This is a genomic window from Corallococcus llansteffanensis (genome assembly GCF_003612055.1).
Taxonomy (GTDB): Bacteria; Myxococcota; Myxococcia; order Myxococcales; family Myxococcaceae; genus Corallococcus; species Corallococcus llansteffanensis.
Genome location: NZ_RAWB01000276.1, coordinates 1 through 13,092, shown reverse-complemented (window position 1 = coordinate 13,092; position 13,092 = coordinate 1). Strand labels below are relative to the sequence as shown.

The 13,092-nt window shown below is 69.6% G+C and carries 10 protein-coding genes and 1 pseudogene; 6 read left to right on the top strand and 5 right to left on the bottom strand.

From position 1 onward, the window contains the following. The coding region (locus tag D7V93_RS24235; RefSeq protein ID WP_120645665.1) for a CDP-alcohol phosphatidyltransferase family protein at positions 1-596 on the bottom strand (596 nt) is incomplete at its 3' end. Between the two features lie 241 nt (positions 597-837). Here D7V93_RS24235 and D7V93_RS24230 point away from each other — a divergent pair. Next, the gene (locus D7V93_RS24230) at positions 838-3,285 is read left to right on the top strand and encodes an acylase (RefSeq protein ID WP_244237476.1); all 2,448 of its coding nucleotides are present in this window, start codon (positions 838-840) and stop codon (positions 3,283-3,285) included. A 375-nt stretch (positions 3,286-3,660) separates the two neighbouring features. Beyond that, entirely contained in the window at positions 3,661-4,110 is a 450-nt protein-coding gene (locus tag D7V93_RS24225) for a DofA protein (protein ID WP_120645662.1), read from the top strand. A gap of 76 nt (positions 4,111-4,186) precedes the next feature. Here D7V93_RS24225 and D7V93_RS24220 read toward each other — a convergent pair whose 3' ends face one another. Together D7V93_RS24220 and D7V93_RS24215 are read right to left on the bottom strand one after the other, a co-directional pair. Then, positions 4,187-5,014 (bottom strand): ThiF family adenylyltransferase, encoded by an 828-nt coding sequence (locus tag D7V93_RS24220; RefSeq protein WP_120645661.1) that lies wholly within the window; start codon positions 5,012-5,014, stop codon positions 4,187-4,189. A 12-nt stretch (positions 5,015-5,026) separates the two neighbouring features. Continuing rightward, the gene (locus D7V93_RS24215) at positions 5,027-5,743 is read right to left on the bottom strand and encodes a class I SAM-dependent DNA methyltransferase (RefSeq protein WP_120645660.1); all 717 of its coding nucleotides are present in this window, start codon (positions 5,741-5,743) and stop codon (positions 5,027-5,029) included. A 439-nt stretch (positions 5,744-6,182) separates the two neighbouring features. Between D7V93_RS24215 and D7V93_RS24210 the strand changes: the two genes are divergently transcribed. After that, positions 6,183-7,574: an alpha/beta fold hydrolase gene (locus D7V93_RS24210; RefSeq protein WP_120645659.1), complete on the top strand. Its 1,392-nt coding sequence runs from the start codon at positions 6,183-6,185 to the stop codon at positions 7,572-7,574. Between the two features lie 10 nt (positions 7,575-7,584). Here the strand turns inward: D7V93_RS24210 and D7V93_RS24205 are convergent, their stop codons facing one another. Then, positions 7,585-9,378, bottom strand: coding sequence for a sigma 54-interacting transcriptional regulator (locus D7V93_RS24205; protein ID WP_208723132.1), 1,794 nt, complete (start codon positions 9,376-9,378; stop codon positions 7,585-7,587). A gap of 619 nt (positions 9,379-9,997) precedes the next feature. On the opposite strand from D7V93_RS24205, the gene D7V93_RS24200 reads away from it, so the two are divergent. Then, a complete protein-coding gene (locus D7V93_RS24200; RefSeq protein ID WP_120645658.1) occupies positions 9,998-11,218 on the top strand; it encodes a heparin lyase I family protein in 1,221 nt (406 codons plus the stop codon). Between the two features lie 80 nt (positions 11,219-11,298). Further along, a complete protein-coding gene (locus D7V93_RS24195) occupies positions 11,299-11,856 on the top strand; it encodes a hypothetical protein (RefSeq protein WP_120645657.1) in 558 nt (185 codons plus the stop codon). Between the two features lie 39 nt (positions 11,857-11,895). On the opposite strand, the gene tesB is transcribed toward D7V93_RS24195, so the two are convergent. Then, positions 11,896-12,765, bottom strand: coding sequence for an acyl-CoA thioesterase II (gene tesB, locus D7V93_RS24190; protein WP_120645656.1), 870 nt, complete (start codon positions 12,763-12,765; stop codon positions 11,896-11,898). 101 nt (positions 12,766-12,866) lie between these two features. On the opposite strand from tesB, the pseudogene D7V93_RS24185 reads away from it, so the two are divergent. Next, positions 12,867-13,092, top strand: a pseudogene (locus tag D7V93_RS24185) (ArnT family glycosyltransferase); the annotation flags it as partial.

Here is a 13,092-nt window from a genome sequence, read left to right as displayed (position 1 = left end):
TAAGAGACAGGCGGGTGCAGTTGCAGGGGGCCGATGTCCCACACCCCACCCCACAGCGCGTCCCCGATGCGGCCCTGCCACAGGGCCACCGCCAGCACCATCACCAGCAGGAGGCTCGTGGGGATGGGCGTGCCCTCGAAGTACTTCACCTTGCCGGTGCCGTCGGACAGCTCCGCGGAGGTGACGTTGAAGCGCGCCAGCCGGCTGATGCCGCACGCGACGAAGTAGAGCAGCGCCGCCACGTCCAGCGACCCGCGCAGCCCCACCGCGAACGCCAGCGCCGCGGGCGCCATGCCGAACGAGATGACGTCCGCCAGCGAGTCCAGATCCGCGCCCAGGGGCGACTTGCGGAAGCGCCACCGGGCAATCCGGCCGTCCGCCACGTCCATCACCAGCGCCACCGGCATCAGCACGAACGCCACCCACAGCCAGCGGGGGTTGGCCGTCGCCAGCGCCTGCATGGACGCCAGGATGGCCCCCGCGCCCGCGAAGCCGTTGCCGAGCGTGACGAAGTCCGCCAGCACGAAGGTGCGAATCATCGAGAAGTGGCGGCGAGGGCGGCGGGCCGGAGGCGGCGGCGAGGGCTCGGTCGTCATGGCCATCCCCGTGTAGCACACACCGTCTTTCCGGCTTTCCTAAACCTGCGACGCGGCGCATCCAGACGTTTCATATCCGTGAAAAAGTCAAATCCCAGAAACATTGACCGCGCGATCGCCACCTTCCTAGTCTCCGCCCCGCATGCACGAGCACACCCCTGATACTTCTCCCCCTCGCGGCGGTCTCCGGTCTCTTAGGGTCCGTCGTTGGTCGTTCACCCTGTTCACGTCCCTGGCGGTGGTGGCCTCCGCCGGTTGTGAAGACGATCCGATCGTCGAGCCCCCGCCCCCCGCGGCCAAGTACTCGGCCAAGGTCCGCCGGACGTCGTACGGCATCCCGCACATCACGGCCAACGACTACGGCAGCCTCGGCTTCGGCCAGGGCTATGCGTTCGCCCAGGACCACATCTGTCCGCTGGCGGATCAGATCCTCAAGGTGCGCAGCGAGCGCGCGCGCTTCCTGGGCCAGGGCCCGGGCAACACCTACGTGGGCTCGGACCTGGCGTACCTGTCCCTGGGCCTGATGGAGCGCGCCCAGGCCGCCTTCCCGCAGCTGTCCCAGGAAGTGCAGGACATGCTCACCGGCTACGCGGCCGGCTACAACAAGTACGTGGCGGAGACGCCCAAGGCGTCGCTGCCCGGCGAGTGCGTCAACGCGGACTGGGTGCGGCCCATCACCGCGGTGGACCTGCTGGCGTTCGACATCGACCTGACACTGGTGGGCGGCATCAACCAGCTGGCGCTCGCCATCGCGGCGGCGCAGCCTCCCGCGGTGGGCGCGCAGAGCGTGGACAAGCAGGCGCACCTGCGCCCGACGGCGCCCGACATGGAGCAGCTGAAGACGCTGCGCCAGACGGACTTCGGCAGCAACGGCTGGGCCCTGGGCGCCGAGCGCACCGACAACGGCAAGGGCATGGTGATGGCCAACCCGCACTTCCCCTGGGAAGGCGAGCTGCGCCTGTGGGAGAGCCAGCTGACCGTGCCCGGTCAGATGAACGTGTACGGCGTGGGCCTGCTCGGCGTGCCGGCGGTGCTCATCGGCTTCAACGAGGACGTGGCGTGGACGCACACGTTCTCCTCCGGCCAGCGCATGACGGTGTACAAGCTGGACCTCGTCCCCGGAAAGCCGACGACCTACAAGTACGGCACCGAGGAGCGCGCGATGACCTCCAAGACCTTCACCGTCCTGGTGAAGCTGCCGGAGGGCTCGCTGACCAACATCTCGCAGACGCTGTACTCCAGCCACTACGGCCCCATCGTCTCCATCCCGGACACGTCCCTGCCGCAGGGCTTCCCGAAGACGAGCTGGAACACCCAGACGGTGCTCACCATCCGTGACGCCAACATCGAGAACATCAAGTTCCTCGATCAGTTCCACGGCATGAACAAGGCCAAGAACCTGACCGAGTTCAAGAACGTCTACGCCACCCAGCAGGGCCTGCCCTGGGTGAACACCATGTACGCCGACAAGGAGGGCAAGGCCTGGTACACGGACGCCACCCCCACGCCCAACCTCACCAAGGACGCGTACACGAAGTGGGTGACGGCGGCCACGACGCCCGGCGCCACCCTGGCCTACGGCATCTATGCCGGCCTGGGCCTGGTGGTTCTGGAGGGCAGCGACCCCGCCAACGAGTGGCAGGTGGAGCCGGGCGCGCGCAGCCCCGGCCTCGTGCCCTTCGCCAAGGTGCCGCAGCTGGACCGCAACGACTTCGTCTTCAACGCGAACGACAGCTACTGGCTGTCCAACCCCGCCGCGCCCCTGACGGGCTTCTCGCCCCTGCACGGCCTGGAGAAGGTCCCCCAGACGCCGCGCACGCGCATGAACCTCCTCACCCTCACGGAGTCTGGCCCCAACGCCGCCTCCGGCCCGGACAACAAGTTCAGCCTGGAGGAGCTGAAGGCGGCCGTGTTCAGCAACCGCAGCAGCCTGGAGCAACTGACCCGCGCGGCCCTCATCGAGCGCTGCGCCGGCAAGACGACGGTGACCTACGCGGACAAGCCGGTGGACATCAGCCAGGCGTGCGCGCTGCTCACCGCGTGGAACGGCCGCTTCGACCCGGACGCCAAGGGCGCCATCGTGTTCCGTGAGTTCCTGGCCGCCATCCCGAACGCCAGCCTGCTCAACGCCGGTCAGCTGTTCTCCGTCCCGTTCGACCCCGCCCAGCCCGTCGCCACGCCCAACACGCCGGTGGCCGCCCCCGCGACCGGGGAAGACCCGCTGCTCGTGAAGCTGGCGCAGGCGGTGACCACGCTCAACACGGCCGGCATCGCGCTGGACACCACACTGGGCGCAGTGCAGTTCACCCGCCGCGCCGGCACGCCCATCCCCATCCAGGGCGGCCTGTCCCGCGAGGGCATCACCAACGTCGTCTCCTACGGCGTCGCCCGCACCACCCTCTTCGAGTTCTCCGAGACGCGGCCCGCGACCCTCAGCGCCAGCGGCCTGTCCAAGCAGGGCTACCCCATCAACAACGGCAGCAGCTTCGTCATGGCCATGCAGTTCACCGACGCGGGCCCCAGCGCCAACGCGGTGCTGACCTACAGCGAGTCGGGTGACCCGAAGTCGCCCCACTACGCGGACCAGACGCTCCTGTTCTCGAAGAAGCAGTGGCGGCCCATCCTCTTCACGGATGCGCAGATCGCTGGCGACGCCAACCTCGTCGAGACCACCATCTCCGGCGGGTAGTCGCCTCTCTTCGCTGAAACCTTTCAGCGGACCCAAGGCCCCGGGAGCCACCGTGCTCCCGGGGCCTTCTTTTTTCACGATAAGTCATTGCTGAAACATGCCACGGGCAGCGGAATCCGCCTTCCGGGCAGACCTGCCCCGCGGACGGAGCCCACAATCCATTACCAGACAGACAGAGGGGCCCCGGAGGCGAGCCCACAGTCGTTGGCGACGTCAGGGGCGCCGTGATGTGTCGTCTCAACAATGTCAGCCCCTGGGGCTAGTTTCTTGACGGCCTTTGAAGAGCAGGATGGCCAGCAGGCCCGCACAAGACAGTCCGGTGGTACGTAAAGCGGGGGACGGGCCCGGTTCAGTCACGAAGGAGTCGCGAACGCCATGGCACTTCCGGTCTACAAGACAGACGTCATCGACAAGGTCTTCTTCCTGCGCTGGGACGCTCCACCGACGCCGGAAGAAATCCAAGCGGTGTTCCAGAAGATGCAGAACGCCTATCAGCAATATCAGCAGCCCATGGTCCTGGTTTCGAGCACCGGGTCCCGGGCGGCGGTGCCCAACAGCGAGCAGCGCCGGCACCTGTCCAACATGCTGTCGGATGCCCGGTCGCTGTTTTCGGAGATCCACGTCGTCATCGAGGGCAACGAGCTGCAGCACAACCTCCAGCGCGTCATCGTGTCCGGGATGCTCATCGTCACGCGCACGTATGACGATCAGTTCATCCGGGTGCACAAGAGCGCGGACGGGGCGGCGGGCTTCATCGCGCGGCGGCTGGGCGTGGACGGCAACCAGGTGATCACCGAAGCGCGCAGCCGGGGCGTGGTGCTGTAGCGCTCCTGCCTGGAGGACGCGGCCCCCCGCGCCCCTTCCGCTGGACCGGGAGGGACACGGGGGCCTGGAGCCGGGGTCAGCCCCGGGCGCGCTCGTCCGGCGGCACGGCGGTCCGCGTGGCGGCGATGGTGCCGCGCACGTAGCGGTGGTCGAAGAGGTCCACGTAGAGGTACTCGGGCCAGGACACCATCGCGCGGGCCCCCAGCATCACGCCGCGCATGATCTCACTCACCATCAGCCCCGCGGCGGTGGTCGCCCCGATGACGCAGGTGGGGGCGTGGCCCTTTCCCTGGTAGCAGGCGTCCATGTACTCCTGGAGCATGTAGCTGCCCAGGTGCGGGATGATCTTCGGCAGGTCGATGCGGCCGTCCGGCAGGATGAACAGCTCCTCGTAGAGGGGCGCATCCGGCTGGAAGACGTGGAGCGCGGCGCCGAAGCCCAGCATCAGCCCGGTCATGATGGGGATGCCCTGCTGCCGGCACGTCTGGTGGAGTGACTCCTTGGCCCGGGCGCCCGCGATGTCGATGACCTCCACCACGTAGTCCACCGGCGGCAGGCCCCCACCGCCCGCGAGGACGGCCGCCACGTTGGCGTCGGTGATGCCCTCGTGCACCTTGTGCACGCGCAGGTCCGGGTGGATGTCCCGGCACATCCGCTCCACCACGTCCACCTTGCGCTGGCCCAGGGTGCTTTCAAAACAGCCAATCTGCCGGTTGATGTTGTGGCGCTCGTACACGTCGAAGTCCGCGAGCGTCAGGCAGCCGAAGCCCAGCCGGGCCAGGTCCACCGCGCACTGTCCACCGGCGCCGCCCACGCCGGCCACGAGCACGTGCGTGGCGGCGAGCTTGTCCATCGTCTGGGGGTGCAGGACACCGAGGTTGCGCTGGAATCGGGGATTCACCATGGGGTGCGCTCCTTACTTCCGCATGCAGACGTAGAAGTTCTCGCCGTAGTAGTCGTCGCCGTCGGCCACCAGCGCCTCGCTGAAGCCCACCTTCTCCAGCAGGCGCACCGCCGCGTCGGTGTCCAGGAAGGTGACCATCTCGTTGGGGTCGGTGGTGAGCCGCTGGGCGCAGGTGCGGTGGTGCTTCACCGCGCTCTGGAGCCTTTCGGTCCACCGCCCCTCCTCCTGCCACTCCTGGATGGAGTTCTTGAGCACCTTCTCCAGGTCCGGCCGGGGGCGCTTGTTGCTCGTCATGCAGAGCACGCCGCCGGACTTCAGGTGCGTCCACGCCTGGCGCAGCACCGCCTCCGGGTCGCGCACGTAGAAGAGGACGTTGTTCATCACCACCGCGTCCGCGTCCCCGTCCACCTCCACCGGGAAGGCCGTCACGTCCCCCGGCAGGAGCGTCCAGCGGGCGCGCACCGCGTCCGGCTCGCGGTCCCTGCGCCGCGCCGCCAGCCGGAGCATGGCCGCGTTGTTGTCGAAGCCCACCACGCGCTGGCCGCGCTGGACCAGCGGCTGGCTCACCAACCCCGTGCCACAGCCCGCGTCGATGACATAGGACCGCTCCCGGGTGTCGCGGAGGATCTTCGTGAGCTGCCGCTGGTAGCAGGGCAGCTCGGGGATCATCTCGTCATAGCTGTGCGCGAAATCGTTCCAGATGTTGTCGACAAAGACGGACTCGGGCATGAGGCCTCCCCGCGGCGGGGTGTCAGGGTGAGATCCGCTGTTGTCTCCCGTCCCCGCCCCGCGCGCGATCGCCCCGCCGTCTTCCCCTACCATTCAGGACTTGCCTGTTTCGGATGTATGTGTTGGATTGAATGAACGGAGTCACCCTGGCGGGCCGGCCGGGTGGGAGCCGCTGGCGGAAAGGCCCCCGCACCATTCGTGGTGCGCATGTCTCGATTCCGAAGCACGTCAGGTGGGGTGGTTTTTCACTCGGAGCGCGACCGGACCCTGCTCCGGTGGCCTTCACGCGTGAAGCCTGCCCTGCGGGGCTGAATCAATGAAATCAAGGGTTTGAACCCTGGCGCGGAAGGTGCTCAGGGAACGCCTGGGCCGGAAGCACAGGAATGTCAGCCCCACGCGTTTCTCTGCGTGGGGAAATCTCATTTGAGTCGAGGTCGGTATGCGTAGGTCTTGGTGCCTGTCGTTGGTGCTGGTGGCGTTGTGGGTGGGGAGTCGTGCGGAGGCGGCGGACGTGGCGTCGCAGCTGGGGGCGCGCAGCGAGGGGATCCAGGCGGAGGGGATTGCGCGGTCCCTGCTGGCGGCGGGGCTGCCCGGGTTGACCACGAAGCGGGAGCCGCTGGGCGGCAGCCTGGCGCACTACACCTGGAAGGTGCGTGTCGGACGGGGCACCTATGACGTCGTCACCGTGCACCGGGTGGTGCGCGAGGCCTACCCCTGGGTCCCGGCGCGCAGCACGCGGTCGGTGTTCATGGTGCACGGGGACCTCTGGAGCTTCGTGCCGGCGTTCCTCACCAACACGTGCATGTCGACGATGCCGGCGGACCAGTCCCTGGCGGCGTACCTGGCCAGCAACGACGTGGATGTGTGGGGCCTGGACCTGAGGTGGGTGGCGGTGCCGGAGGCGGAGACGCACTTCGAGTTCATGGCGGACTGGACCCTGGCCACGCACGTGCAGGACGTGGGCACCGGGCTGAAGCTGGCGGAGGCCGTGCGCCGGTTCTCCGGCGGCACGCCCCACGACCGGATGTTCCTGCTCGGCTGGAGCCGGGGGGCGACCATCGGGTACGCGTACCTGGACGCGGAGTCCCAGCGCCCCCGCGCCCAGCGTCGGGTGCAGGGCTTCATCCCCATGGACATGGTGCTGCGCTTCGCGCCGGAAGCGGCGCAGCAGCGGCGCTGGGCGTGTGATCGCTACGCGGCGCTGAAGAAGGCGCGCGACCAGGGGCGCACCGAGGGCGGCCTGCTGGGGCCCGCGCCGGGGACGCCGGTGAAGCTCATCGGGCAGCTGGCGGAGACGGCGCCCAACGAAACCTCCCCGCTCGCGGCCATGGCCGCCGTGGGCCAGCCCACCAACCGGCAGTTCGCCGTCATCGCGGCGGGCGCCACCGCGGCCCTCTTCGCGCCGCTCCAGCCGCTGACGCCGGGCTACCACCTGGCGGCCAGCATCCCGGACGCGTCGGGCCTGCCCTACAAGACGGCCTTCACGCCGGAGCCCACCCTGTTCGACTACCTCCAGCTCGCCGTGCCGTACCAGAGCCTCAACGAGGTGGTGGAGACGGAGAAGCAGCTGTGCGGCCTGGACGTGCCCTATGACGACCACCTGAAGGACGTGACGGTGCCGGTGCTGTACGTGGGCGCGGCGGGCGGCGTGGGGCGCTACGGCGAGTACTCGGTGCGCCTGCTGGGCAGCACCGACGTCACCCTGAGCATCGTGCGCACCCGGCCGGAGTCCGAGCGCGCGCTGGACTTCGGGCACGCGGACCTGTTCCTCGCCCGAGACGCGAAGGCGTGGGTGTGGTCGCCCGTCCTCCGGTGGATGCAGGCGCACTGACGAAGGCGCGTCAGTCCGGGTTCCACAGCCCGTGGCGCCGGGCCCTGCGGCCCAGCGTCACCGGGTCCATGCCCAGCGCCACGGCCGCGCGGCGCAGCACGCCGCCGTGGCGCTCCAGGGCCTCGCGGATGAGCTCGCGCTCCACCTGGTGGAGCCGGGCGCGCAGGGAGCCGTCCCCCGTGGGGTCCGCGCGCGGGACGGCGCTGTTGATGAGCGCGGGCGGCAGCAGGCGCCGGGTGAGCATCTCCCCGGGCCTGGACAGCAGCACGGCGCGCTCCACCACGTTGCGCAGCTCGCGCACGTTGCCCGGCCACGCGTAGCCGTGCAGCACCTCGTCCGCGTCCGGGGCCACGCCGGTCGCGGAGCGCTTGAGGGTGCGGTTGAACTGCTCCACGAACGCCCGCGACAGCTCCGGGATGTCCTCCGGGCGCTCGCGCAGGGGCGGGATGTCGATGGTGAAGCTGTTGAGGCGGTAGAAGAGGTCCGCGCGGAAGCGGCCGCCGCGCACCTCCTCGCCCAGGTCCCGGTTGCTCGCGGCCACGACGCGCACGTCCACGTGGCGCACCTGGGTGCCGCCCACCGGGCGCACGTCGCCCGTCTCCAACACGCGCAACAGCTTCGCCTGGAGGTTGGGCGTCGTGTTCTCGATTTCATCCAGGAAGATGGTGCCGCCGTTGGCGAGCACGAAGAGGCCCGGGTGGTCCGACACCGCGCCGGTGAAGGCCCCCTTCACGTGGCCGAACAGCTCCGACTCCAGCAGCGTCTCCGTGAGCGCGCCGCAGTCCTGGATGACGAGCGGCAGGTCGCCCCGGCCGCTGAGCCGGTGGAGGATGCGCGCGAGCACCTCCTTGCCGGTGCCCGTCTCGCCCTGCAGCAGCACCGCGACGCGGTGGGGCGCCACGAGGCGCACCATCTCCATCACCCGCTGCATGGCGGGGCTGCGAAAGCCCACGTCCTCCGCGTTGCGGCCCGGGGCCCCCACCGGCGCCTGGGCCAGCGCGCGCTCGCGCAGCAGGTTGCGCTCCAGTTCCAGCGCCATCCGCCACTGCTCGGTGCGGAAGCCGTGCTCGCGCCCCGCCGCCAGCACCGACTCGCGCAGGGCCTCCGCCTCCGGGAACACCCCCAGCGCCCGGTAGATGCGCCCGCTGTTGAAGAGGGCCACCAGCCGCTCCGGCGCGGCCGGCGCGCAGTAGACGATGCGCGAGGCCAGGTCGCTCGGGGGCCCCGCGCCCGACGGGTCCACCTCCGCGCGCTGGGCGCCCAGGGACTCCACGAGGGACAGGGCCTGGGCCTCGTCCTGGCCACACACCAGGAGCGCGGCCATGTCCCCGCGCGACAGCAGCACGTGCGCGTCCTCGGCGTTGGCGGCGAAGTGCGGCGTGGCCACGCCGTCCAGGGCCTGACGCACCGCGCGGGACTCGTCCTCGTTGGCGTAGGCGGCCACCACCTGGAGGTGCGAGGTGGACAGGTAGCGCGCCAGCTTCACGCCGTCCGCCGCCTCGAAGGCGCCGAAGCTCACCCCCAGCGCGGTGACGGTGCCCGCGCCGCCGCCGGTGTCGTGGCGCCAGCGCACCACCCCGTGCACCCGCACGTGGGCGCCCGTGTCCGGCAGCGAGAACGACATCTCCACGGGCTCGTTCTCGTGCGGCCCCTCGGACGGGCGGCGCGGCGTGGCGATGAGCCCGATGCCCGTCTCGCTGATGTTCACGGACCAGCAGCCATGCAGCGCCGGCTGGGTGACGACCTTCACGTACAGCGGCTTGCGCTCGCTCCGGGGGATCTGCGCGGCCACGGGGCGCGTCATGGGGTGCGTCACTCTACCGGCCTCACGGCCGCGGCGCGGCGGGCATCCTGGGATTCCACGGGCATTCTAGCGCGGGGTTCTGCCTGATTCTCCACCCAGTGCAAGTCGGCGGCGACGCGGTGTCGCTGAGACACATCTTCCTGGGACAGGGGTCCCAAATGCCCTGCCCGGCTGGGGCAGGTCCGCCCCCACACCCCACCACAGCGCGTTCCCGCGGGACGCACCGTGCTCCAGCGGTACGCCTCCCGCGTGACACACCGTATCGGTGCTCGCGGGAGACTGAAGGATTCCACCCGGGCCGTCTGTAATAGATGTCTGTCTTTCGCATCCGAACCTGCTCGGCATGCAGGCGTGCTCAACCTCGCTTGTGTTCGAAATAGAACTTCGATATTCCGATTGTCACCTTGGAGCACGGCAGCGAATCCTCCGCTGCCGGACGGAGTACACGACACACGACACACCGCTTGTTTCCTTCTGACGCCAGGGCCCTGTCGCACAGGTCCCGGAGCGCGGAAGGGGACTGCCCGCCGTAAAGCCAGACATCCCCTGTCGTGCTCCGTCTTCATGTCTTTCGGAGCACGGCGTCCTCATTGCCTGTCCTTTCCCCCTGGGCCATTCCTTGAAGAAAACCCTTCTCCTGGTTGAAACGTTGTTCGTCCTGGGCGCCGTCGGTTGTGGCGCGCCGGAAGACTCCCTTCCGGAGGGCCCTCAGCCGTCGCTGTCCGCGTCGGACGAGGATCTCACCACCAGTGGCTGCACCCAGCTCACTCCCAGCAGCGTGAAGGCCAGCGGGGACGACGGCACCGGCAGCGTCGCTGCCAACTCCCTGGATGACAGGCTGGACACGCGCTGGAGCAGCCTGGGGAAGGGCCAGTGGATCGACTACGACCTGGGCGCGACGAAGGGCCTGGGCGCGATCTCCGTGGCCTGGCACCAGGGCAACACCCGCATCAACACCTTCACGGTGTCGGTGTCGCCGGACGGCATGAGCTACACGCAGGTGTACAGCGGCAAGAGCCTGGGCACGACGACGGCGGCGGAGACATACGCCTTCACCCCGGTGAACACGCGCCGGGTCCGCATCTACGTGCAGGGCAACAACCTCAATGACTGGGCCAGCATCGCGGAGGCGCGCCCCTGCGCCGGCACGGTGAACCCGGCCCCCACGCCCGGCGGCATCGTGTGGCGGGGCGACTTCGAGTCGGGGGACCGCAACCAGTGGGACGGCACGCAGATGGTCAGCTCGGACCGGCTGCAGGTGATTCCCTCGCCGGTGCGCGAGGGCGGCTACGCCCTCAAGGCCACGGTGAAGCAGGGCGATGACCCCATCAACTCCAGCGGCAACCGCAACGAGATCTTCAAGCAGACCAAGGAGCCCTCGGGCTCCGAGTACTGGTACCGCTGGAGCACGCGCTTCGCGGCGGACTTCCCCAACGTCAACACCTGGCAGCTCTTCACCCAGTGGCACCACGACGGCTGCTGCGGCTCGCCGCCGGTGGAGTTCTACGTCTACGGCCAGGAGATGCGGCTCAACATCGGCGGGGACCCGGGCGTCATCGTCTGGAAGACGCCGCTGGTGCGCGACGTGTGGCACGACTTCATCTTCCACGTGAAGTGGTCGCCCAACTCCACCGTGGGCTTCGTGGAGCTGTACTACGACGGCAACCTGGTGCTGCCCAAGCGCTCCATCGCGACGCAGTACAGCGGGCAGCTCAACTACCTGAAGATCGGCCTGTACCGGAACGACACCGTGGCCCCGGTGGGCGTCGTCTACCACGACGGCTGGGTGATGGGCCGCACCAAGGCGGACGTGCTGGACGCCAACTACCAGCTCAAGTGAAACACCGGCCGCGTGCCCCGGTAGGCGCCGGGGCACGTGGCGGGATAGGCTTTCCGGCCCACCCCGGAGGAGCCGCATCCATGCGCCTGTGCGCCGCGTTGACCGCCGCAACCCTGCTGTCGGCCTGTACGACGACGTATGCCATTCCCAAGTCGGAGCTGCTGCGACTGGACGGCTTCAAGGACGACAACGCGGCGCTGCTGAAGGAGCTGGGGGACGTGATGCTCAACCGTCCCAATGATCGCAGCCGCGCGGTGCGGGACGTGGAGGGCGACACGCACAAGTTCACCGCCGACACGCCGCTGGCGCTGGTGGGCCCCCCGAAAGAACCCGAGGAGCAGCGCTTCCGGACGGAGGAGCAGCGCTTCATCGCGCTGGGGGTGGACGCCACCCGCTTCCAGGGGGTGCCCATCAAGCCGGACAGCGAGCCCGTCATCGTGTCGATGGCGGAGGTGGACCACGGCACGCTGCGCAAGTTCAGCCTGGGCAAGACGCTGCTGCTGACGGGCGGCATCGGCCTCGCGGTGCTCGCGGGGGTGGTGACGGTGGGCCTGCTCATCGACCCCACGACGGACGGGGACGGCGGCGGTGGCGGCATCGACTTCGACTCCCTGCCGGAGCGCGGCGTCCGGTTCTGAGGGGCGCCGCGCCTCCCGCGCCTGGAAGCCCGCCTGCTATCAGCGTGCGTCCGGGCGCTGGCGCAAGAGGCCCTCCTGCGCCACGGAGGCCACGAGCCGCCCGTCGCGGGTGAAGACGTGCCCGCGCGCGAGCCCCCGCGCGTTGCCCGTCCAGGGGCTCTCCATGGAGTAGAGCAGCCAGTCGTTGACCTTCAGGTCGCCGTGGAACCACAGCGCGTGGTCCAGGCTGGCCATCTGGAAGCCGGGCCGCAGGAACGTCACCGCGTGCGGCTGGAGCGCGGTGCCCAGCAGGTTGAAGTCGCTGGCGTAAGCGAGCACGTAGCGGTGCACCTGGGGCTCGTCGGGCATGCTGCCGTCGGCGCGGAACCAGACGTGCTTCACCGGCTCCGCGGCCTTCGGCTCGAAGGGGTCCACGTACGTCACCGGGCGCATCTCAATCGGCTTGGCGGACAGGAACTTCTCCCGCAGGCGCTCCGACATCCGGTCCGCGTGGCGCCCCAGCAGCTCCAGGTCCGTGGGCAGCGACTCCGGGGGCGGCACGTCCGGCATGGTGGCCTGGTGCGTGAAACCGGGCTCATCCGCCTGGAAGGACGCCATCAGCGTGAAGATGGGCTGGCCCTTCTGGATGGCGACCACGCGACGGGTGGTGAAGCTGCCGCCGTCGCGCACCCGGTCCACGGTGTAGACGACGGGCAGCCCCGCGTCCCCGGGGCGCAGGAAGTAGCCGTGCAGCGAGTGCACCGTGCGGGAGGGCTCCACCGTCTGGCTGGCGGCGGACACCGACTGGCCCAGCACCTGCCCGCCGAAGAGCTGGCGGAAGCCCAGGTCCTGGCTCGCGCCCCGGAACAGGTTCTCCTCGATGGGTTCCAGCTTGAGGAGCCCCAACAGCTCGTCCAGCACTCGGCTCATGTCGTCCTCCCGGTTTGACGCACCCCGTCTCTACTCCAGCCCCCGCCCTGCGCGCGCGGGCCAATGTAGAGTGCGTCGCCTTTCCCCTCGCGGAGGCGCCCGTGGGCCCGTTCCCCCTGCCCGAAGCCATCCGGCGACACCCGGTGGCCTGGGGCCTGGCGGCCACCTTCGCCGCGAGCCTGCTGCTGCGCGGGCTGTACCTGGCGGGCTCTCCAGACCGCGACTGGCCCTTCTCCATCTTCTTCGCGGGCGACGCGCGCTTCTTCCACACCGCCGCGCTGGACTTCGCGCGCGGCCGGGAGGGCGCGGCCGCGCGCGAAGTCCAGC